Source organism: Bacteroides sp. 2_2_4 (genome assembly GCF_000157055.1).
Taxonomy (GTDB): Bacteria; Bacteroidota; Bacteroidia; order Bacteroidales; family Bacteroidaceae; genus Bacteroides; species Bacteroides ovatus.
This window is the reverse complement of the sequence record NZ_EQ973362.1, coordinates 196,428-221,535: the sequence shown is the minus strand read 5'-3', so window position 1 is coordinate 221,535 and position 25,108 is coordinate 196,428. Positions and strand designations below refer to the sequence as shown.

At 43.2% G+C, this 25,108-nt stretch carries 11 protein-coding genes and 1 pseudogene; 8 read left to right on the top strand and 4 right to left on the bottom strand.

What is annotated here, in order from left to right; genetic code table 11:
- The first annotated feature begins 17 nt into the window (after positions 1-17).
- The 3 genes from BSCG_RS10195 to BSCG_RS10205 all read left to right on the top strand — a co-directional run bounded on the left by BSCG_RS10195 (position 18) and on the right by BSCG_RS10205 (position 6,742).
- A complete protein-coding gene (locus BSCG_RS10195; protein WP_008776459.1) occupies positions 18-1,631 on the top strand; it encodes a RagB/SusD family nutrient uptake outer membrane protein in 1,614 nt (537 codons plus the stop codon).
- A 141-nt stretch (positions 1,632-1,772) separates the two neighbouring features.
- On the top strand, positions 1,773-3,764 hold the full coding sequence (locus BSCG_RS10200) for a beta-L-arabinofuranosidase domain-containing protein (protein ID WP_008776458.1): 1,992 nt from the start codon (positions 1,773-1,775) through the stop codon (positions 3,762-3,764).
- Positions 3,765-3,871: 107 nt separating this feature from the next.
- The gene (locus tag BSCG_RS10205) at positions 3,872-6,742 is read left to right on the top strand and encodes a two-component regulator propeller domain-containing protein (RefSeq protein ID WP_050428046.1); all 2,871 of its coding nucleotides are present in this window, start codon (positions 3,872-3,874) and stop codon (positions 6,740-6,742) included.
- 48 nt (positions 6,743-6,790) lie between these two features.
- Here BSCG_RS10205 and BSCG_RS10210 read toward each other — a convergent pair whose 3' ends face one another.
- The 3 genes from BSCG_RS10210 to BSCG_RS10220 form a co-directional block, all read right to left on the bottom strand.
- Positions 6,791-7,363 (bottom strand): hypothetical protein, encoded by a 573-nt coding sequence (locus tag BSCG_RS10210; RefSeq protein WP_008776456.1) that lies wholly within the window; start codon positions 7,361-7,363, stop codon positions 6,791-6,793.
- Positions 7,364-7,454: 91 nt separating this feature from the next.
- A complete protein-coding gene (locus tag BSCG_RS10215; protein ID WP_008776455.1) occupies positions 7,455-9,461 on the bottom strand; it encodes a glycoside hydrolase family 127 protein in 2,007 nt (668 codons plus the stop codon).
- Positions 9,462-9,652: 191 nt separating this feature from the next.
- Complete coding sequence (locus tag BSCG_RS10220; protein WP_032849592.1) at positions 9,653-10,657, bottom strand: family 43 glycosylhydrolase; 1,005 nt, start codon at positions 10,655-10,657, stop codon at positions 9,653-9,655.
- A gap of 217 nt (positions 10,658-10,874) precedes the next feature.
- Here BSCG_RS10220 and BSCG_RS10225 point away from each other — a divergent pair, with 217 nt between their 5' ends.
- From BSCG_RS10225 to BSCG_RS10240, 4 genes are all read left to right on the top strand, one after another.
- On the top strand, positions 10,875-12,878 hold the full coding sequence (locus BSCG_RS10225; RefSeq protein WP_008776453.1) for a DUF2264 domain-containing protein: 2,004 nt from the start codon (positions 10,875-10,877) through the stop codon (positions 12,876-12,878).
- Between the two features lie 55 nt (positions 12,879-12,933).
- Positions 12,934-14,673, top strand: a complete 1,740-nt coding sequence (locus BSCG_RS10230) for a BNR repeat-containing protein (RefSeq protein WP_008776452.1) — start codon at positions 12,934-12,936, stop codon at positions 14,671-14,673.
- A gap of 58 nt (positions 14,674-14,731) precedes the next feature.
- Positions 14,732-16,975, top strand: coding sequence for a S9 family peptidase (locus BSCG_RS10235; protein WP_008776451.1), 2,244 nt, complete (start codon positions 14,732-14,734; stop codon positions 16,973-16,975).
- Positions 16,976-17,045: 70 nt separating this feature from the next.
- Positions 17,046-21,185 (top strand): hybrid sensor histidine kinase/response regulator transcription factor, encoded by a 4,140-nt coding sequence (locus BSCG_RS10240; RefSeq protein WP_008776450.1) that lies wholly within the window; start codon positions 17,046-17,048, stop codon positions 21,183-21,185.
- Between the two features lie 33 nt (positions 21,186-21,218).
- On the opposite strand, the pseudogene BSCG_RS28865 reads toward BSCG_RS10240, so the two are convergent.
- A pseudogene (locus BSCG_RS28865) lies at positions 21,219-21,483 on the bottom strand (AAA family ATPase); the annotation flags it as partial.
- Positions 21,484-21,909: 426 nt separating this feature from the next.
- Between BSCG_RS28865 and BSCG_RS10245 the strand changes: the two are divergent.
- On the top strand, positions 21,910-25,098 hold the full coding sequence (locus BSCG_RS10245) for a SusC/RagA family TonB-linked outer membrane protein (protein ID WP_008776448.1): 3,189 nt from the start codon (positions 21,910-21,912) through the stop codon (positions 25,096-25,098).
- Positions 25,099-25,108: the final 10 nt, after the last annotated feature.

The window sequence follows — 25,108 nt, the reverse complement described above, 5'->3', positions numbered from 1 at the left end:
AATAAAAAATGACTTATATGAAAAAGAAAAATATACATATCTTATGGATGGCACTGACCGTATGTGTTTCCGGTTGCAATGACTTGGACGAAGTGGTATATTCAGGTGTGACTGAACAGACTTATAGTTACTCGGTCAATGACTTTATTCCTAATATAGCAGGTGCATACGAACCGTTGCACGGCGATTTTGTAGGTGGCTATTGGCAAACCCAAGAGCTGACGGGTTGTTGTGTGGTGACTCCGCCGAATTCTACCGGTTGGGATGACGGTGGTATTTATAAACGCCTGCATTTTCATAACTGGAATTCCGAACTGGGACAGATTTCCAGTCTTTGGAACAACTACTTTAAAGGAGTGATTTTATGTAACGGGGCTATTGAACGTCTGGAAAAAGATATTATTCCCTCGCCTTCGCCCGAAAAGAAGCAGCAGGGAATATCAGAATTAAGAACTCTTCGCGCTTATTATTACTGGATTCTGATGGATAATTTCGGTGATATTCCTTTGGTTACTACCATGTCGCAGGAATTGCCGGGAAAGACTGCGCGTGCGCAAGTTTATGACTTTATTGTGAAAGAACTGGGCGAAGCTATTCCCGATTTGGCGGAGGAACAGGATGCAAGTACTTACGGAAAACTCAATAAGTGGGCGGGAAAAGCGATATTGGCAAATGTATATTTGAATGCGGAGGTATATACAGGCACTCCCCGTTGGGAGGAATGTATTACACAATGCAATGACATAATCACGGAGAATAAGTGTGACTTGTCTCCTGACTACAAAGATTCGTTCCGTGCAAGCGGAGTAGAAGGTTCGAAAGAAGTCATGTTTACTATTGTTTACGATTATAGCCGTGGGATAACCGGGAATTACCTGTTTATGAATTCCTGGCATAGTGAATTACAGAAGAAATATCTGCTCAATGCCGCCCCCAATATGGCTGGTGGCCCGAAGGGGATTACACAGTTTATCAATACCTATCAGGCAGGTGATACACGTTTGGAAGATTCGTGGCTGATGGGACAGCAGTTTGACGCGGAAGGGAATCCTTTGTATGGCGTTTACGATATGGCGGGCGAGCCTCTTGTTTTTACCAAAGAGCTTCCTGACGGAAACTTTACGAGTGAAATGGCTGGTTACCGCATGAATAAGTATGAAGTAGCTGCCGGGTCGGAGTGGAGTTGCGATACGGATATTCCTCTCATCCGTTATTCCGAAGTGCTGTTGATGAAAGCGGAGTGCTTACTACGTACCGGCAAACCCGGAGCCGGAGCACTCGTGACGCAGGTTCGTCAGAGAAACTTTAAGAGTACGCCCGACAAAGCTACGGTGACGGACGAACAACTGAAAGAAAACTCTGCCTACCAATGGGGGTATGTCGAAGATTATAATGTTGCGGAACCGGGAGACCAGACTCCGGTACAATTCGGACGTATGTTTGATGAACTTTGTTGGGAATTTGCTTGGGAAGGGCATACGCGCAGGGATATGATACGGTTCGGACTTTTCACAAAGAAAAGCTGGCTGTCACATAAGCCTATGGGAGACTACAGGAAGGTATTCCCGATACCGGAATCTACCTTGATTGCTAATCCGGAACTGACGCAGAATCCGGACTATGTGAAATGATCATTTATTTTTAGACATAAGAACAAAAGAACATAAAGGCTGCGCTTTGAAACTTATTTCTGTTGCTTATTGAACTGCTATTTTATTTTTTGTTCTTATGTTCTTTTGTCTGAATTATATAACTATTTTAGAATATCACTTATGAAATTAAAAAGCTTTCTAACAATCTTATTAGCTGTTTCGACGGCTACTCACTCTCTTGCTGCCCGCAACCATGATAAAGTAGCGGCACTGGAAAACCCGGTTCCTGTTTCTTTGGTTAAAAATGTAACCGGCTTCTATGGAGAACGTATGAAACTGAATCGTGACGTTTACCTGAAGAATTTCCCTATAGACAAATATGTTGATTTTATCGTGGAACGCCAACATACAACATGGGACTGGACGAAAGCCGAGCAACATGGGAAATGGCTCGAATCCGCTTATTTGTCTGCCATTCAGAGCGGTGACAGTGAATTGATGTCGAAAGCCCGTGCCGTACTCAAACGCATTGTTGAATCACAGGAAGAGAATGGTTATCTGGGTGCTACTGCCAGAAGTTATCGTTCGGACAAGAGACCAGTCAGGGGTATGGACGCTTATGAACTCTACTTTGTTTTCCATGCTTTTATTACGGTGTATGAGCAAACTGGAGATAAGGATGCTTTAGCAGCTGTTGAAAAACTGGCGGATTATTATCTGAAATACTTCGGACCCGGCAAATTGGAATTCTGGCCGTCTGACTTGAGAGATCCGGAGAACAAACATAAACAAGTGGATGCCTTGTCGGATTTTGCAGGACACGGAGTACACTATTCATGGGAAGGGACATTGCTCTGCGACCCTGTCGCACGGCTGTATGAACTTACAGGAAAGAAAAAATACCTGGAGTGGAGTGAATGGGTAGTCAGCAACATTGATAAATGGAGCGGTTGGGATGCTTTCTCACGGTTGGATTCTGTGGCCGATGGTACATTGGGAGTAGACAAACTCCAACCATACGTACATTCGCATACCTTCCAGATGAATTTTATGGGTTTTCTTCGTCTATATCGTATCACAGGAGACAAGTCGCTGTTCCGCAAAGTTGCCGGAGCATGGGATGACATTCACAAGCGTCAGATGTATATCACCGGTGGTGTCAGTGTAGCCGAGCATTATGAACACGATTATGTGAAACCAATTTCGGGTCATGTGGTTGAAACGTGCGCTACTATGTCATGGATGCAACTGACACAAATGCTGCTGGAACTGACCGGAGAGTCCAAGTATGCAGACGCAATGGAACGTTTGATGATTAATCACGTTTTTGCCGCGCAAGATTGTGAAACCGGTTCATGCCGTTATCATACCGCACCGAACGGTTCAAAACCTCATGGCTATTTTCATGGTCCCGACTGTTGCACGGCAAGCGGACATCGCATCATTTCCATGTTGCCCACTTTCATGTATGCGGAAAAAGGAAAAGAATTTTATGTGAACCAGTATGTTCCTTCCCAATATGCGGGAAAGGCTTTCTCATTTGAAATCTCCGGCAACTATCCGGAAGTGGAAAATATGGAATTGACCGTCACGTCGGAAAGGGTTGCAGACAGAGTGCTGAATCTGCGTATTCCCAGTTGGTGCGAGAAACCGCAAGTTTCTGTGAATGGAGAGAAAATGGCAGGCGTACAGCCCGGTACTTATCTGAAAATATCCCGGAAATGGGTGAAGGGAGACAAAGTCTGCATCGTTTTTCCTATGGTGGAAAAGTGGGTGATGCGCGAACATCATAGTAAATATACCACTTACACGCTGCCTAGAGGAGAGATTATGTATAGGGAAGAACCGACCGATAAAATACCATACGCTTTCTTACGCGGCCCTGTGGTTTATTGCCTGGATATGGTGTGGAATAAACAGCTTTGTAATGATGATGTAAATATGGAAAGGGATATTCAGGTGGATGTAGATGCAAAGCCTACGATTATGGACAAACCTTATTCCAACATATTGGGACCTGTCTATCGGACAAAAGCCCTGTATAAGGGGAGTGATGTGGAAGTGGTTCTCACACCGTTTGTAAATATCGGGCAGTGGTTCCGCCCGGATGGACAGAAACCGCTGAAAAATGCGGATATGTTTACTTATGGTATTTGGCAGTATAAGAAATAGGTAACTTTCAATAGGTATTAGTCATTAATAGAGAAAAGCTTCAACCTTGCACCAAGGTTGAAGCTTTTTTGATATATTTGCCGTATCAAATATTAAAGAATCAGACTATGAACACCAGACATATCTATTATTTTTCACGACTGAACTATATATTCCTCTTCTTATTACTTCGGACTTGCTTCATGAGTATCACTTGCGCGCAGGAAATTGTGGTGAAGGATATTCCCTCACTGGAGAAATTGCCGGTCAAGGCTATTCACCGCATATTTCAGGATAGCGATGGCTATATATGGTATGGCACTTTTAATGGGTTATGCCGGGATGATGGATATGATGTCCGTGTGTTCCGTTCCGACCTGTTTCATTACGGACTGCTGAAGGATAATTACATCACTTACATTAATGAAGACCATGAGAAACATATCTGGTTCGGAACATTCAAAGGGGCTTACATGCTGGATAAGGCAACATACCGGATTACTCCTGTCAATATGGAAGAACTGTCAGACAAAAATGTGTTCTCTATTAATGTAACCAAGGATGGCACGATTTGGGTAAGCGTGGCCGGGGCTTTATTCAGATACAAGGCTAATGGGGAAATGGTCAAACGGTATCCGATGACGTACAACCGTTCTCCACAGTTTGTTTATACTGTTTATGAAGATAAAAAGGATAATCTGCTGATATCCATTACACAGGGCGGAATGTATAAACTGAATAAGGCGACAGATAGTTTCGAACCTTATTTCCATAATGAAGAATATCGGGATATTGAGAAAATCATCTGGGACGAAACACATCAATGTTATTGGCTGGGGACTTGGGGAAAGGGTATTGTCCGTTTTAATCCGGAGGCACCATCTCCGGAACGCGCATATACTCCGCAACCGCTTCCTGTGGACGTGACAGGCGAAACCACGGGAGACACCTATCACATGGTACAGGACGACATCTACCATTATTTATGGGTTACTACCAAAAAAGACCTTTTCGCATTTTGCATCACAGAAGATAAGATGCTCGAACAGGTGGATACCTCTTCATTCCTTATTCCTGGCAATAAGATGCTTTATGAAATCTATAAAGACAGGGACGGAAAATTGTGGGTGTCGGCTTTTGATATGGAGAGTTTCATTATTGATATTCGTAAGCATTTTATAAAGAAATATACTTTACCGGCTTTAAGAGAACAGATAAAGGCAAATCCGGCTATCATCTCATTGTGTATGGATAGTAAAGGAGTGTTCTGGTTTTCGCAAGAACGTTATGGCTTGTATGTCTATGATGCGGGAACTGACCGGATGGGGTATTATTTAAGAAACGGGGGAACTAAGAATCTTCCTTTGTGGGAAGTGCGCAACCTGATTCCTTCTCATGTTCCGGGTATGGTATGGGCTATGCCTTATGGTTCTGTCATTTACGGACTAAGTCAGGAAAATATGGAAATGAAGGAGGAACTCTGCATACAAATCGGTGAGGTAACCGGAAATCCGGGAGAGACATCTTCTTTCTTCGAGGATTCGGCAAAGAATTTGTGGGTGGGTACCACGACCGGTCTATATGTATATCATATACCGACCGGAACGCTTGAAGTCATATCCGATGAACTTGGAAATGTGTCGGGGATTACGCAGACGAGTGACGGACGGATATGGGCGGCAGTCAGGGGAAAAGGAATATATAGAGTAGGACAGGATAAATATACGGAATTGTTTCCTTTGGAAAAGGACTTCACTTGTATGGATGCAACGACCGACGGCAAACTATGGTTGGGGACAAGCGAAGGAGAAATATTGATGTATGATGCCGGGCGCAAAGAAACTGCGGAGCATAGCATTGCTTGCGGCATGAAGGGGAATATCATTAATAATGTGATTGTGGACAACTATAATCATGTATGGATTGTAACGAATCAGGCTGTGAGAGAATATAATCCAAAGAATGGCGCTTATAGAAGTTACCGTACCGGTACTTCTGATTTTTTATTGAATCGTTTATTATCACATGCCTCTTATTATGACAGGAAAGGGGAACTCTATTTCGGAGGGATCTCCGGTATTATTTCTATTCCTTCCTCTCAACAGCTCGAAAGTATTCCGGAACAAGTGACTACTTATATTACAGATATTAAGATAAAGGGAAAGAGCATTTGGGATAACGACAGGAAGGAAAATCCATTGAGGCAGTCCGTTCGTATGAATCCCGATGACCAAAGCCTGGAAATTAATTTTTCTTCTCTTGATTACCATCATTTGCAGCAGGTGCGTTATGCTTATCGATTGGGAAGCGTCGATAATGACTGGGTATATTTGGAGGAAGGTAGAAACTCGGCCTTCTACACCAATTTGAGTAAGGGAGAGTATGTGTTTCAAGTAAAAGCTACTGATAAGAATGGATTATGGAGCGATAAAGTGACGGAATTTACCATTCATCGTTTACCTGCTTTTTATGAGACATGGTGGGCATATACATTATATGTCCTCATTGCTATTGGTATTTTATGGACCATGCTGCATCTCTATCTTCAGCGGATCAAACAGGAAAATAACCGGATGCTGGTAGAAAGGGAACGTATGCAGATACGACCGGAAATCAGTAAAGTTCAAGCGAAGGCCGGTTCGATATCGGATATTGGTTTTGTTTCGTCGGATGAACAGCTTATAGAGAAAGCTTTAAGAATCGTAGAGGAACACATGTCCGACCCTAAACTCGATGTCGTGATGTTGGCGGATAAACTGAATGTGTCACGTTCTACTTTGTCGAGAAAGATAAAAGCGATGACCGGACAGACACCGTTGGATTTTATCAAAGATATCAAGATGAGACATGCCTGCCGGATGTTGGAGAATAAAACGGTTACTATCGCCGAAGTGGTCATGGCGCTGGGATATAGTGATCACAAGCATTTTACGACTTCATTTAAAGAAGTGTTTGGCATTACGCCAAGTGAGTATCAAAAGAAAATGAAAACGCAATAACAAAGTACATTTACCGATAAAGCATCTTATTGGGGAAAGGGTATAAGGTTATGGATTGAGTACTATCCTGTAGATACATTTGTTATTTCCCCGCTGGATAGAAGAAATGACAGTTGCATTTACAGGATGGTTGCATACGATAGTGAACATTCTTTCAGCAAATCCTTCCGAACAATAACATAAGGCCGGGAACTTCTTTTCCTTCTCTTTTTGTAATAATGGACATACACAAAATGGCTTGTCCTCGTCAACAATAAGCACTTGCTTGTTACTGTCTTCATAACTGACTTTCCACCCCCATTTTTCTTCTATAAATTCAATAAAGTTATCCAGATGGCCTTTGAAGGGAGTTAACATAGTGTCCATTTCCAGATTGTGATGGTGCGCGATGGATGATGATTTGACAATTTGGCGCAACTGTGCCTCTGTCAAATGGCTATTCTCCAGATTCTCCAATAATTCAGTGATCCACTTTAGGAACATTATTTCGTTCTTATTGGGTGTTTCACTTGAGGGAGTCTTTGGTGTGAATGTTTCACTTCCAAGTATGGTACTGAATCCACAAAGGCAAATTCCACTTATACAGGCCTTTTTCAAAAAGTTTCTTCTTGTTGTAGTCATAGTTCGACATTTTGTTTGATTCTGTCAAGTACCGTGCATAAGCAAAGGTACTTGACAGAATGGAGTTATATTCATGTCTGGTTTGTAGTCTTTAGTTCTTGAAGAATCCGTTATCTTCCCATTTCTGAACTTCCTGCGGGAGTGCGGAAGCGGCACTTACGTCAATCGGTAGCCATACTTTCATATCGCCTTCGCCACGGTGAGCCCAGGCATAATAAGGAATAAGTGTAAGTTCTGTATCTTTGGTGATTAATTTACCGTTCTTGTCGTAACTTAAAGCCTGCGCGTCAGTTTTTAGTTGGCTGATACCATAGAGAAGTTCCGGTTTCTCAACGACCTTAAATTGGGGATGCTGATTTAAAAGTACGGTATGTACATTGCATTTGTTGTCCGGCCATTCTGCACAATATACAATCGGTCCACGTTCGACGGAGACTCTCCCTTTGTCATCAACTACCTTCTCATTTGCCTTTACGATACGGGGAAGCATATCAAAATGAATTTTCACCACATCTCCCTTTTTCCATTTGCGTTCAATACTTAAATAACCGTTATTTAGCGTGTTTGCAGTCTCTTGTCCGTTCACGATTATTCGATAAGTCGGCTTCTGATTGTCTGCATAGCTATACAAGCCGCTTGGAAGAACTTCGTTGCGTACCCATCCCGGGATACGGAGCTTCAGGGCAAACTCTTGATTGCCTTGTGCCACTTTTACACGGATGTCGCCATTCCAGGGATATCCTGTTTCCTGCTCCAACACGACTTTCTTCTTATTGACTATCAATTCGGCTTTGTTGGAAAGATATAGATTGACATATACCTGATTGTCTTTGACTGCATACACATAGCCGGGAAGTGACGGGATGAAACGGCTGACATTGGAAGGGCAACAGGCGCAACCGAACCACGGCTTGCGACTATATTTACCATTGGAAGCCAGCGGATTAGGATAGAAGAAGGAACCACCGTCCAATGATACTCCGGAAATTAAGCCATTATATAATGTACGTTCCAATACATCGAAATACTTCGCATCGCCGTGCAGCAGGAAAAGGCGATAGTTCATATATACGTTACCGATGGCTGCGCAGGTTTCACAATAGGCAGAAGAATTAGGGAGTTCGTAATTGTTGCCAAAAGCTTCTCCGGCGTGTCGTGCGCCGATGCCGCCTGTGACGTAGATCTTCTTGGAGACGATGTTATCCCAAATCTTGTCAATGGCTTTGATATAGCTACTATCACCTGTAATGGCCGCCACATCTGCCATGCCGGAATACATATAGGCGGCACGGACTGCGTGCCCGACAGCTTCATCTTGTTCTACAACCGGTTTGTGCGCTTGGCTATAGGCATCTTTCCGACTGGTATATCCGCGCGCATCCAAAAAGAACTTGGCTTGGTCGAGATATTTCTTGTCACCTGTCACGAGATACAGTTTAACCAGTGCCATTTCTGCTATTTGATGTCCGGGAACCAGCTTTTTCTGTTGTGCTCCGTCTCCGATTTCCCGGCAGACGCAGTCAGCATATTTGATAGCAATATCAAGAAAATTACGTTTTCCCGTAGCTTGATAATGTGCAACCGCACCTTCTATCATGTGTCCTAAGTTGTAAAATTCGTGACTAAGGTTTTCCACGGCTACCCAACGTTCTTTTCCCGCCCAATTATGCGGGTGTTTGGGATTCATCGTACGGGCAGTATATAGATATCCGTCCGGTTCTTGTGCAGCAGCAACGATCACAAGTACGCTGTCAATGTACTTTTGCAATTTCTTGTCCGGGTAAGTCTGCAACGAGTAACTGGCTCCCTCGATGGTTTTGTAGACATCCGTGTCGTCAAAGGAGAGTCCTTCCACTTTGTATGTATCGCTTGGATGGGCTGCTTTCACGAAATTCTCATATCTTCCGGTTTCTTCACATTTGCTGAATGCCAGAGGTATGGTCACTTCACGGCTTGCTTTGAGGCGTTGTCCCCAAAAACTGTCTGTCACTGTCACGGAAGTGAAGGATACCGGGTCTATCGGATAACCATGATTAAGTTGCGCATTCCCTACCATATTGGTAGAAATAAGTAATGCGATAGTCAGAACATTTTTCATCTGATATTATTTTAGGATTAATATAGTATGATGATTTTAACTTTGCAAATAAAAGGAATATCTATGGAAACGCCGTCTTGTGCTTTTGTCAGATACGGGAGAAGATTTATTCATTTAAAATTTGACTGAATCTTCCCCGCGTTTTGGGCCAAATCCCCCTATTCCTTTTACCATAAAGCTAAATAACGGGATTAGGGTGTAGGAACTACCTGTCTGATTGTTCCGTCTTCATTAAATTCCATCCAATCCATGCACACTTCTCGGTGCCATCCCGGTCCATGTTTCAGATACTCCTTATTAATACGGTGATAGACGATAATCCACCTGTCTTTCTTGTTAGGAATTTGAAGAACCGAGCAATGTGCCGGACCATAAACTTCTTCTTTAGGAGATTGGATCAGGATAATCGGTTCTTTGGCAACTTGGATAGGTCCTAATGGAGAGTCGCTTGTACCGTAAGCTACATGATAATTTGGGGAACCTGTGTCATCCACAGACCATAAGAAATAATAAACTCCTTTTCTGAAGAATACATAAGGAGCTTCCCGGAATGCATACGTTTCTAAAGTCCCGCCTTTGGGAGTCATCACCGTGATGGTTTCTTCTTTGACAGACATCATGTCGTCATTGAGTTCGGCTCCTGCCATATAGCCGTTCCCCCAATAGAGATAACTTTTACCTGATATAGGGTCGGTAAATACGTCCACATCAATTTGCTGTCCCCGCCCTACGGGAGAAGAAGTGATAATTGGTTTCCCCGAATCGGTGAATGGGCCTAAAGGGGAATTTGCCGTGGCTACTCCTATTTGCTTGCCTTTGTTGGTGACAGGATTTGCGCTATAATAAAAGAAGTATTTATATTTTCCGTTTATTTTCTTTTCTTCGATGCAAGGTGCCCATGCATTGCCATTCGCCCATGATACATCTTTGTTCATGTCTAAAATGACTTTCTCCTCTTTCCATGATTTCAGATTCTTCGATGAAAAGACTTTGAAATAACTCCCGCCCCAACCGGGAAATCCATCGCTTGTGGGATAGATATAGTAATGCTTCGTCTGCTGTGAATATAATATTTCAGGATCAGCATGGAAACTGGGTAATATCGGATTATGCGATTTTCTGTTTTGCGCTGTCATTTGTATTGTCCCGATGAGGCATAAGCAGAATAGGAAGAGTTTGAAATGCAAATGTTTCATGTTCAATGTATTGGTTTAATTATTGTATTGCAAAGATAAATGGTCTTTTCTGGAAAAAAGGATGTATATCCGTCAAAGAGGGCTGATTATCGTTCAATTGATGCTAGAAACGATATTTTGACTTAAAATTGGATTTAAATGAACGGTTATTGGACGGAGTTCTGTTTATAAAGCTTTACTTTTGCGATGAATCTAACATTATAAACATATAGCTGCCATGAAAGCAAAACTCGCGTTACTATTATCGTTCTTAATTTTGTCAGCAGGAATTTCTGTCGTTATTGCACAAGAGAATATATTCACTGTTCGGCAACCGGACTATCAAAAAAGCCCTTATACGGGTATGACACGTCGGCACTGGATTCAAGCGGGCGAATATCTGTTAAAAGGCGCATTCGATTATATACATACACTGGACGACCAGATGTATTTCCCGAAACAGCTGGAAAAGACATATCCGCGAAATGAAGAGCAGATTCCGGTAGCAAAACTGGAAGGACTTGCACGTACCTTGTTCGTTGCTGCCCCCCTTTTGAAAGATAATCCCGAACTGGAAATGAACGGGATAAAGGTGACGGATTATTATCGCCATCAACTGATAAATATATCTAATCCGGAAAGCCGGAGCTTTATTCCGCATCGTAAGGGGGGACCCAGTCAGACATTACTGGAACTGGGCTCGTTGGCAATCTCTATGAAAGCGGCACAGGAAGTGTTATGGAATCCTCTGACAAAAGAACAGAAAGATGCGTTGGCTGCTACCATGTTGAGTTATGGAGAAGGACCTACTATCGGTTCCAACTGGATGTTTTTCAATGTATTTATTTTGAGTTTTCTGAAAGACCAGGGATATGTTGTGAATGACAGCTATCTGGAGTCGAATCTGGAGAAACTTCTGGCTCGATACCGGGGTGAAGGTTGGTACAATGATGCTCCGGCATACGATTATTATAGTGCATGGGCTTATCAGACTTACGGACCTGTCTGGGCGGAAATGTTCGGAAAGAAACAATATCCTCAATACGCAGCGCAGTTCTTGAAAAACCAGCATGATATGGTTGGCAATTATCCATTCATGTTTAGTCGTGACGGGCGAATGAATATGTGGGGGAGAAGCATTTGCTATCGTTTTGCTGCAACCGCTCCTTTATCCTTATATGAATATGACGCGACCGGTGATGTAAATTACGGATGGATGAGAAGAATTGCCTCTGCTACGTTGATGCAGTTTTTGGAAAGTCCTGAATTTCTGGAAGAGGGTATTCCGACTATGGGCTTTTACGGTCCTTTTGCTCCTGCTGTTCAGATTTATAGTTGTCGGGGAAGTGTGTATTGGTGCGGAAAGGCTTTCCTTAGTCTGTTGTTGCCGGAAAGTTCCAAATATTGGTCGGCTACAGAAAACAACGGTCCTTGGGAGAAAGAACTGGAAAAAGGAAAGGTGTATAATAAGTTCCAACCGGCAACAAACTTGTTGATAACCAATTATCCGAATTGCGGTGGCTCTGAAATGCGCTCATGGTGTCATGAGACGGTGGCAAAAGACTGGCAGAAGTTCCGTAGTACGGAGAACTATAACAAATTGGCTTATCATACGGAATTCCCCTGGATGGCAGACGGAAAGAACGGAGAAATTTCCATGAATTATGGAACAAAGAATAAGAAAGGAGAATGGGAAGTGTTGCGGCTGTATACTTTCAAAAGCTTCGAGAATGGTATTTATCGTCGTGATGCTGTGCTCGAAACGGATAGTTGCGTGAAATATCAGTTGGCGGATATTCCTCTACCGGATGGAATTCTGCGGGTGGATAAAGTATCCGTTTCGGAACCGACAGAGATTTGTCTGGGGCATTACTCATTGCCTCGCTTGAACACGGAACTGAAGGAAACACATTGCAAGGTGAATAAGAAGGAGATTCCGGTGATTTCTAATGGAGAGTATGAATTGGCGATGATACCATTGGCAGGTTGGGAGAAAGTATATACGGTATATCCGGAAGGATTACATCCTGTCAGTACTAAATGTGCATTGAATATGGTTTCCGACCGGTTGTCCGGTGACAAAATCTACGTGACACTCCAGTTGTGGAAGAAAGGAAACGGAAAGAAAGGCTTTTCTAAAAAAGAACTGAACCCGGTGCAGTCCGTCAACGTATCAGAAGATAAGAGACAAGTGACAATCAGTTTGACTAACGGAGAGCAGAAAAACATCTCGTTCGAGTAATTGATATAAAACTCGTTCGAATATTTGATATATAATAAGGAAACATACTACTACCATGAAAAGAAAGATTATTCTGATTTTATTATTTTTCTGTATATCCATTATTCGGCTGTATGCTGAAAATATAGAAAATGTTCCTACCGGCGGAGGCTATCCGGTGACTACCGAGGGAGCCTGGTGCTGGTTTGCCGATCCTCGTGCCTTGCATTATGAAAACAAGGGAGGGACTATCAATATGACATATATCGGCTATATCGACATTCATGGCAATATCAAGGCGATGCAGTATGACTTTAAAAAGAAGAAACAGGATGAAGTGTTGATTCGCTCCTACTTCCAGCCGGACGACCATAACAATCCCACTTTCCTTGTATTGCCCGATGAAAGGATTATGATTTTCTATTCGAGACATACGGATGAGCCTTGTTTCTATTACAGGGTTTCCCGGAATCCGGGAGACATCACAACTTTGGGAGAAGAAAAGATGATCAAGACGAAAAATAACACAACCTATCCCTCTCCGTTTATTCTTTCGGACGACCCCGAACACATTTATTTGTGTTGGCGTGGAATCGGATGGCATCCCACTATTGCCAAACTGTCATTGCCGGATGAGAAAGATGAAGTCAATGTCGTGTGGGGACCGTATCAGATGGTGAAGTCCACCGGAGCCCGCCCGTATGCCAAATATATGTCCAACGGAAAGGACAGAATTTATCTGACCTATACAACCGGACATCCTGACAATGAACTTCCCAATTACCTTTATTTCAATTATATCGATATTCATACGTTACAGTTGAAAGATGTCAAGGGAACCGTTCTTTCGACGATTTCCGACGGTATGTTTAAAGTGGACAAGACTGCGGAGTATCTCGCCCGATATCCTTTGACGATAGTGGACAATCCGTCCGGACAACGTGACTGGGTATGGCAAGTTACTTCCGATAAAAAAGGCAATCCGGTGATAGCTATGGTGCGTATCAGTAATGACAAGGAATCTCATGATTACTATTACGCAAAGTGGAACGGACAGGAGTGGAAAAAGACTTTCCTTGCCAATGCCGGAGGACATTTCCATCAGACTCCGAATCTGGAGAAATGCTATAGTGCCGGTATGGCTATCGACCCTGCGAATACAAATATGGTATATTGTTCGTTACCCATCGAAGGAAAATATGGCAGGGTATATGAGATTGTGAAGTTTGCCTTGAATGAGAAGGGCGGGATTCATGCTAAAGAGGTGGTTACGGAAAACTCGCAGTTGAATAATATCCGTCCTTATATGCTGCCGGATTCGGAGCATTCTCCGCTACGGTTGACTTGGATGTATGGTGATTATTATGATTGGATTGTCAGCCAAATCCGCCCGCAGGGATATTCTACGGGAATTGCTTGCGATTTCAAGGGATTCTCCGGTAAAGAACGAAAGAGAGTAACAGCATCCGCGACGGGCAAGGTGCCGGCTTTCAACCCGGCAAAGTCTTTTGTTTGGGAACGGACGATTACGCTTGATGCGGACAATTATCAAGGCAGGCTGTTGCAGGCCGGTGATCTGGAATATTACCTGAACGGGCAGACGATGAAACCCGAAATCAGATATAAAGGAAAATCATACGTCAGTACGAATGTATTCGGAACATCGGATTGCTGGAATACAAAACCACGTGGAACTGGTGGCCATTGGTATGCTCCGCAAAAGTATGAGAACGTTCGTTTGCGGATAGACTATAAGAAAGGAGTTTTATGTGTGTATATCAATGGACTGCTGGATCAGAAAATTATCATCAAGTGAGATGCCGGACGGACTGGAAGTTGTTTGTAATAAAATAATGGGACTGTTAATAAAAAATATGAGTTGTTCTAAATGGATATTATTCATCGGATTATTGTTCTGTACATCACTATTGTCTGCACAGGGAACGGTAGAGGATTATCGTCGTGCCTATTCACTCGGCAGTAAGTTTAGTGCAAAGAAGGTCTATTATTCCAATGTGAATCCGAACTGGATTCAGGGAACGCATTCTTTCTGGTATGTGAAAAATACGGAGCAGGGTCCCCTCTATGTGATAGTCGATGCGGATACACAGACTAGGAAAGAACTTTTTGACCATCAGAAGATGATTGTTCATTTGAATCGGATTTCCGGTCAGGGAATAAAAGCCAATGCAGTCTATTTGGAACAATTGTCGTTTGACCATTCGCCCAATGTACTTAGGTTTGTGTTTAGAGGAAAGAGATGGCAATATACAATCAGTAGCGACCTTCTAGAAGAGAAAGATTACGCGCAGGCTCCGTCCAGGCAACGTCATTGGATGGATAGGGATGATGAGAAAGTAGCGGCTCCCGTATTCTCTCCCGACCATAAATATAAAGCATATATCAAGAATGATAACATCTATGTGCAGGAGGCTGCCACCGGAAAAGAACGACAACTCAGTTTTGATGGTACGTTGGGAAACTATTACTCGGCATACATCCGTTGGTCGCCGGATAGTAAAAAGGTTGCTTCTTGCAAAATCCGCCCTGTGGAAAAGCGTTATGTCTATTATGTAGAGTCTTCGCCGGCAGACCAACTGCAACCAAAACTCCACAAGCAGGAATACGCAAAACCGGGCGACGAACTCCCTTTCCGCGTCCCCTGTATCTACGAAGTGGAAACTGGACGAAGCATTATTCCCGAGACGGCACTGTTTGACAGGCAATACGAATTGACAGGGCTTATGTGGAATACGGATAGTCGTGCCCTTACTTTTGAGTACAATCAGCGTGGACACCAGATCTATCGTGTACTTGAACTTTCGGCCGAAACCGGGACAGTTCGCGCACTAGTCGAGGAAACCAGCGATAAGTATGTGAATTATAGTCGTCGCTTTCGTCATGACCTGAAGGATGGCAAGCGCATGATTTGGATGAGCGAGCGTGACAACTGGAATCATTTGTATATGTACGATCGTGCTACAGCGCAGCCGGTTCGTCAGATTACCAAAGGAGAATGGTATGTACGTGAAGTGCTTCGTGTCGATGAGGAACGCCAACAGATTTATTTTTCGGCCAATGGCATGCGGAAAGGTGAAGACCCGTATCTGATTCATTATTATCGCATTGATTTTGAAGGAAAAAAACTGGTTTGTCTTACGCCGGAAGAAGGAATGCACAAGGCCTGGTTTTCTGATGATATGAACTATCTGGTAGATGTGTATTCTATGGTTGATAAAGCTCCCGTAGCCGTATTGCGCAATGTCTCGGATAATGGTAAGGTGGTGATGCCCCTCGAAACGGCGGACATCAGCCGGCTGAAAGCGGCAGGTTGGAAAGCACCGGAGGTTTTCTCCGCCAAAGGGCGTGACGGGAAAACGGATATGTGGGGAATTATTATCCGGCCTACCAACTTTGACCCGCATAAGAAATATCCTGTACTCGAATATATTTATCAAGGTCCCGGCGACCAGTATGTTCCTAAAACCTTCACTCCGAACAATTATTATATGTCGGCCATTGCCGAATTGGGATTTATCGTTGTCATGGTAGATGGAATGGGGACTTCATTCCGGTCGCGTGCTTTCGAGAATGTGTGCTACAGGAATCTGAAGGATGCCGGTCTGCCTGACCATATCGCGTGGATAAAGGCAGCGGCTAAGAAGTATCCGTACATGGATATAGATCGTGTCGGCATTTACGGATGCTCTGCCGGAGGACAGGAGTCGATGACTGCCGTGTTGTTCTATCCGGAATTCTACAAAGCTGCTTATTCCGCTTGCGGATGTCATGATAACCGGATGGATAAGATTTGGTGGAATGAGCAATGGCTGGGGTATCCTGTCGGTGAGCAGTATAAAGAGGGGTCTAATGTGGAGAATGCTCATCTGTTGAGTCGTCCGTTGATGCTGGTGGTGGGCGAATTGGATGACAATGTTGACCCGGCTTCTACTATGCAGGTGGTGAATGCTTTAATAAAGGCGAATAAGAATTTTGAGTTGGTGGTGGTCCCTGGTGCACGCCACACAATGGGGGAAAGCTACGGCGAACACAAACGTTTTGATTTTTTTGTACGTCATTTGATGAAGGTGAATCCACCTGAATGGGAAAAATTATAAATAGATACTCTGCCGGTATTGTTTCTTTAAAAAATATTTGTAGTTTTGACTTTATATAAAATTTGATAATATGAGAAACACAAATATCTTTGATCTTATCCATAAGGTAGTTCTCGTAATCTTGCTTATGGGAACTCTGCCTTTGGCGTTGCCGGCGGCAGAGAATCTTATATATAACTTGAAGTTCAAACAACTTTCCGCTCCGTATGCCTTGCCCACCAATGAGGTACAGAAGGTTTATCAGGACAAAGACGGATTTATGTGGTTTGCCACCCGTAATGGCTTGTGCCGCCACAACGGTTATGAGACCAGGGTCTATAAATCAAACCTTTACTCTCCGGAATTGTTGACAAACAATAGTATTTCCGCTCTTGTCGACGACAATAATTATAATCTGTGGATAGGAACCAATGAAGGGTTGAACGTGCTTGATAAGAAAACCGGTGTGATTCGTAAATACCTTTATCCTTCCATTCCCAATAATGTTGTCTCGTCTATCTGCGTCACGCGTGATAATACGGTTTGGGTGGGTACGGACGCGGGGCTGTGCCGCTACAATCCTGAAAAGGATATATTTGAGTCATGTGGCTATGATTTCGGGGAGGGAAAGGTGCAATATGCTACTATCAAATCTCTGGTAGAAGATTCCGAAGGTGATCTTTGGATTGGTACATGGGCACAAGGGCTGTTCCGTTATTCTTCTTCCACCGGCAGGGTAGAAGCGTATCCTAAAGTCAATGAACAAAATTCGTCGCATGTGATTTACGAAGACAGCAGAAAGAATATTTGGGTAGGTAGTTGGGGATACGGGCTGTTCAGGCTTGAACATCCCAAAGACATGGAACGGGTTTCTTATGTTTGTTATTTGCATGAGAACGGAAATGACACCAGTCTGTCCGATAATATTGTATATGATATATCCGAAGATATACATACAAATTCCTTATGGGTGGGAACGCGTAGCGGACTGAGTATTCTGGAACTCGGGAATCTCGAATCATTTATTAACTATAAATCAGGAAAGTCCGTTTATCTTTTACCTACTGATGAGATTAATTCCATCTTGCGCGACAATCAGGATAATATGTGGCTGGGAACAATTGGCGGAGGAGTTTTGATGACTGATACTCGTCGACCGTTGTTCAACCTTCATACTCTTCATATAGGAGATGAAGATATTCCCGCGACTTCAGTACGTGTGTTATTTGCAGATTCCGACAGAAATTTGTGGATTGGAGTGGGAACCTACGGTCTCGCTTGTCAGGAATATGCTACGGGAAAGCTGAAAATGTATACCCATATACCGGAGTTTTCGGAGATACCCACATTATCTTCACTCACCACTGTGATGCAACGTAAGAAGAACGGAGAACTTTGGTTTGGTATCTACAACGGAGGAGTGCTTGTCTATCGAAAAGGTGAAAAAGTACAGAACTTGACAAGCGAGAATACGGATTTTATCCATTCATACAGCGTTTCGGCATTGTATGAAGATTGGGAAGGAAACTGCTGGGTTGGTACGCGCAGTGGGCTGGGCGTACGATTGGCAAACGGAACAGGCTATTGTTTTGATAAAATGCAGTTTACCGATAGTTTGACTGCCGGTCAGATTTATGTCCGTGAGATTATTCGGGACACGAACAATAGTTACTGGGTGGCAACTTCCAATCTGGGATTGATCCATATCACCGGAGATGTGCACCATCCTTCCACTTTGAAATTCGAGAACTTCAGTTTACGAAACGGAAAGTTGAAAACCAATGCCGCATTCTGTCTGCATATCGACCGTTTCAATCGTCTTTGGGCGGGCACGGAAGGTGGCGGACTGTATATGTACGATAGAAATAGCAATCAGTTTGAAGAAAAGAACCGGCAATACAGTATTCCGGGTGATGTTATTCTGAGCATTGAAGAAGACAAAGGCGGAGGCCTGTGGCTGGGTACCAATTCTGGTTTAATTAATCTCATGGTGGCAGCTGTGGGCACTGATTTTTCTACCCGTGTCTATACGGCAGCCGACGGATTGCAGGATAATTTCGTAGTTAATGCATCCTGTAGCCGCGACGGCGAACTCTTCTTTGGCGGGAACAAAGGATATAATAGTTTCTCACCCGACAAGATGGAAATTTCATCCCGTGAGACCAATTTCCTGATTACTGACATCAAAGTATTCAATCACCCGTTTGGCAGCCTGCCTGTCAATTTGCAGCAAGAGATATCTCCAGTAATGCCTACCTATACCAACCAAATAAAGTTACCGGCAAAATACAATAATTTCAGTATTGAATTTGCCGCCCTCACCTATAAGAATCCCGAACTCAACCGATATGCCTACCGCCTCGTCAACTTCGATCGCGACTGGCAATACACTGATGCCAACCGCCGCTTTGCCTATTACAACAACTTGCCGAGCGGAACCTATACTTTCCAACTGAAAGCTACCAACGAAAACGGAGTGTGGAGCGGATATATCCGCGAGCTGACCGTCGTTGTGCTGCCACCGTTCTGGGCCACCTGGTGGGCTTTTCTCCTCTATGCCATCTTAACTTTAGGCATTATCTTCTTTTTCTACCGGATGGCGCGCAATCGTATGTTGCTGAGGAATCAATTGCAGCTTCGTGAGATGGAGAAGGCGAAAGCAGAAGAGCTGAACCATGCCAAGCTACAATTTTTCACCAACATTACGCATGAACTGCTCACTCCTCTTACCATTATCTCGGCTACAGTGGATGAACTGAAAATGCAGGCTCCTTTGCACAATGACCTTTACGTTGTGATGAACAGCAATATCCAGCGGTTAATACGCCTGCTTCAACAGATTCTTGAATTCCGTAAGGCGGAGACGGGCAATCTGAAACTTCGTGTTTCTCTGGGCGACATTGCGGCTTTCGTCAAGAATGAAGCGGAAAGCTTCCACCCGTTAGTCAAGAAACGCAAAATCCACTTCTCTATATTGTGTGTGCCCGAATCAATCACCGGATATTTTGATACGGACAAGCTCGATAAGATTCTTTATAATCTTCTTTCCAATGCTGCTAAATATAACAAAGAAGGAGGATTTATACAAGTCACCCTGTTGTATGACGAGAATAAAGATTTCGTCTTGCTGAAGATAAAAGATAATGGAAAAGGTATCTCTAAAGACAGGCAAAAGACGCTGTTCAAACGTTTTTATGAAGGCGATTATCGTAAGTTTAATACCATCGGCACAGGTATCGGACTTTCCTTAACTAAAGATCTGGTAGAACTGCATGAAGGTACCATTAGTGTAGTGAGTGAAGTCGATGCGGGAACGGAATTTATTGTGCGAATCCCTATAGACCGTTCTTATTACCGCGATGAACAAATAGATGATGAAGTTATCCTGCCGATTCAGCATACGGCGGCTCTTGGAGAGATAATGGACGATGCGGAAGAAACGGAACAGGAAAATGAAGCGAAAGCACATTCCATCCTGGTGGTAGAAGACAATGAAGAATTGCTGCAATTGATGGTGAAACTTTTAAGTCGTGAGTACAATGTGTTCAAAGCCGAAAACGGGAAAGAAGGCGTCACTATCCTTGAGAATGAAGACATAGACCTGATTGTGTCCGACGTGATGATGCCCGAAATGGATGGCATCGAATTCTGCAAATATGTGAAAGGCAACCTTGAAATCAGCCATATCCCGGTTATTCTGCTGACGGCAAAGAACAAGGAAGAAGACCGTGCCGAAGCTTACGAAGTAGGTGCGGACGCTTTTATAGCCAAGCCTTTCAACTTGGCAGTGCTTCATGCGCGTATCCGCAATCTGCTGAAATACAAGGAACGCATGGCGCACGACTTTAAAAACCAATTGGTATTTGAAGTGAAAGACTTGAACTACACTAGCTTGGATGAGGACTTCATGCAACGTGCCATTGATTGTGTGAACAGTCATCTGGCAGATAGCGATTTCGACCAACCGCGATTTGCGGAAGAAATGCTGACCAGCAAGTCTACTTTATATAAGAAACTGAAATCGCTTACCGGACTCAATACTTCGGGCTTTATCCGCAACGTCCGGCTCAAGGCAGCTTGCCGGATTATGGAGGAAAAGGGAAATGTTGTTCGTATCTCCGAACTTGCATACGCTGTCGGGTTCAGTGATCCCAAGTATTTCAGTGTTTGTTTCAAAAAGGAGTTCGGCATGTTGCCTTCCGAGTATATAGAGCGCTTTTTATCAACGTAGGTGTTCAAGATCCATTACGGCATCTGTTATCTAACTTGTTACTTCCTTGCTTTTCGGCTTCATATAGTTGGTAGCCAGTATGGAAAGGAATCCCTTTCGTACTTCATTGTTTGGGAAGTCGAGCAGATAGGTCCCCATTCTTTTATTATATTCTTTGATTGTGAGGTATCCGCTTTGGTAAATCATCGGTAGCGAACCAGTAATCGCGGATTTTATTCATATCAAGGGCATTTAGTATGCTGAACGGATTATAGATATTCGTCATGTTCGTGCTAAAATGATAGCCGTTGTACTGTCGTGTTCCGGATTTTGGCTGATATCTATTCGGTTGTTTGGCTAGTATTCGTTCGATTGCGGCATAGGAACAGTATTAGCCGGAATATGTAGTTCCTTCCTTTTATTTCATGTCGAATTATAATTCAAAGAGGTGGAATAACGTAAATTCTACCTATAATACACATGATCGGAATCGTTTGTTCTTTATCCTTTATACTTTTGTGTCAGTAATTCGTGAAAGAACATAATAAATAAACGATCAAGTTGAATCTTAAAACAATGTATCATGAAAAATCCAAAGAAGAACCAGCTATCGTGTCAGATATGCAAAAGGTAAATTCCATTTTTCAGTTTTCAATAGGCATTAATTGTTTGACAGGTAAAAAATGACAGGTATTGACAGGTAGAATTTTAGTTAACCTTTTTATTAATCTTTATATAAACAATCATGAAACTAAAGAAACAAAGTGTTCGATCATGGCATATAGTTCCCCTGGGTTTGGCTATATGTTTTATGAGTAGTTATCCTTTCTGTGCCATGGCCGACACAACAGGTCCGTCTATCTCGTCAGATAAGAATCTGACAGAATCCGTTCAACAGAACCAAAATACCCCCACCCGTACGCTGACGGGAACCGTGATCGATGCTTCCACCGGTGAAGCGCTGATTGGCGTAAATGTGCGGGTGAAAGGAACGACGGTGGGGACCATCACCGACCTTGACGGTAACTTTTCCATTAAAGTGACAAGCAAATCCGAACTCGAAGTCTCTTATATCGGCTATAAGAAACAGACGGTGATGGTAGGTGACCTCGGAGTCTTGACAATTAAAATGTCGTCAGACAACGAAATGCTGGATGAAGTCGTCGTCGTAGGTGCAGGTACACAGAAGAAAGTCTCCGTCACTGGTGCTATCACCACTGTAAAGGGAGCAACTCTGAAAATGCCTTCTTCTTCATTGACCAGTTCGTTGGCTGGTAAACTGTCAGGAATCGTTTCGATTACCAAGAGTGGTGAACCGGGTTCTACTTCCGATTTCTATATTCGCGGTATTAATACGTTCGGTGGCAGGGCTACTCCGTTGATATTGCTGGACGGGGTTGAAATATCAGCAGGTGACCTGAACCGTATTCCGGCAGAGACCATCGAAAGTTTTTCTTTGCTGAAAGATGCTTCGGCAACTGCTATTTATGGTAATCGCGGAGCTAACGGTGTGATGCTGGTAACTACGAAAAATGGTATAGAAAATACGAAGGCCAGAATCAATGTTTCACTTGAAGCCTCTTATTTCCGTCCGATGAATGTAGTAGAATTTGCTGACGGGGCAACCTTTATGCGGACTTATAATGAAGCGGCACAAGCCCGGAGTCTGACGAAAATTACGAATCCTAAATATAGTGACGAACAAATAAAGTATACAGAGTTGGGAACCAATCCATACGTGTATCCTGATGTAGATTGGTATGACCTGATTTTCAAGAAAGGGAACTTTAACCAACGTGCCAACATCAATCTGCAGGGAGGTGGCTCGCGTGTTACTTACTATATGAGTTTGCAAGCTAATCATGATACAGGCTTACTTGATGCTCCTAAAGATTATTTCTATAATAGTAATATCAATAACTGGTCATATACTTTTCAGAATAATATCTCATATAAAGTGACGAACACCACAACACTTGATTTGAGAATGAATGCGCAGATCGGTAATTCTAAAGGCCCTAACTATACAACTTCGGACATGTATGCGAAGGTGATGCGTGCCAATCCGGTAGACTTCCCCGCTTATTATCCACAACAAGAAGGTGACGAAGGCTTCATTCGTTTCGGTATGGCAGAAATAAAACCGGGTACTTTTGGCGTCAATCCGTATGCCGAAATGATGAGCTCGTTCAAAGAAACTAATTTCAACACATTAAACACGTCTTTGAGTGTGAACCAGAATCTGAAGTTTATAACGGAAGGGTTGAGTTTGAAAGCACTGGTAAACTTCAAGAATTGGTCGCAATCTTCCTACAACCGTTCTATCAAACCTTATTTTTATAAAACCAAAGACGGTTCGTGGAATGCGGATACAAATGAATATGATACTCAACTGTTGCAGACGGGTGATCCGTATCTGAGCCAGTCCGGTATCAGTCGTGATACGGATCAGACTTTCTATTTCGATGCTCGTCTGGACTGGAAACGCAGTTTTGGTGACCATAACCTGACAGCTATGATGATGTATATGATGCGTGAATATCGTCATGATGTATTACCAAATCGTAACCAGGGCTATTCCGGACGTATCACTTATGACTATGCCAATCGTTACTTGTTAGAATTTAACTTCGGTTATAACGGTTCCGAACGTTTGGCTTCCGGTACCCGTTTTGAATTCTTCCCTGCAGCCTCTATCGGTTGGGTGGTAAGCTCGGAAAAGTTTTGGGAACCATTGTCGCAGTATGTCAATCATTTGAAGGTAAGAGCTTCTTACGGTTTGGTAGGAAGTGATGATTTTAACGGAAAAGCTCCTCATTTCCTCTATCAGAATCAGATTGGGATAGGAAAAGCGTATGATTTCTGGACTGGGCTTCCGACCAATGAGCAGAAACGTAATGGAGCCAACTTTGAAATATTGTCTATACAAGATGCCGGATGGGAACATGTGAAGAAATTTGATATCGGTGTGGACTTGTCTTTATTTAATCAGGTGAATATTACGTTTGATTACTTCCATGATGTCCGCGATCGCATCCTGATGTCACGTGCTTCCTGGCCGATCATGTTGGGATATTGGGGTTCGACTCCTTGGAGCAATATCGGAGAAGTGACGAATAGCGGTGTTGAATTGAGTCTCAACTGGTCGAAGCAATTTGGTAAGGATTGGGCTGTAGATTTCAGGAGTAACTTTACTTACAATCAAAATGAATATAAGTATGTGGATGAGCCAGCTTATCCTTATGTGTGGCAGACTAAGACCGGCAAACCGCTGAATACGTTGACAGGTTATGTGGCTGAAGGGTTATTTACAAGTGAGGAAGAAATAGCCAACTGGGCAGATCAGTCGCAACTCGGTACCAATATTATGCCCGGTGATATCAAGTATCGTGATATCGATGGTAACGGCAGAATTACCGAAGAAGATAAGGTAATGCTTTCACCATATAATAATATACCGCGTATTCAATACGGTTTCGGTTTGAATGTCACTTACAAGAAATTGGATTTTGGCGTGTTCTTCAACGGTTCTGCCAAACGCAAGATTATGATTGACAGTGGTTTCGCTCCTTTCCTTGTAAGTGGAGGCGACGGAATGGAAGGCGAAACACTAGCCAGGAACCTGATGCAGTGGATTGCAGATGACCACTGGTCGGTTGACAATCCGAATCCGAATGCTACCTATCCCCGCTTGGGTACTACCAAGTCTGATGTGTCTAATAATACACAGGCCAGTTCTTACTGGGTGCGGAACGGAAATTTCCTAAGATTTAAAACACTGGAAGTCGGATATCGTTTTCCGATGTGCCGCGTATATTTCAGCGGAGACAATCTGGCTGTATTTAGTCCGTTCAAATTATGGGATCCGGAACTTTCATGGAATTCCTATCCTTTGCAGCGTACTTTCAATCTGGGCGTACAATTTACATTCTAACTCGAAGAAA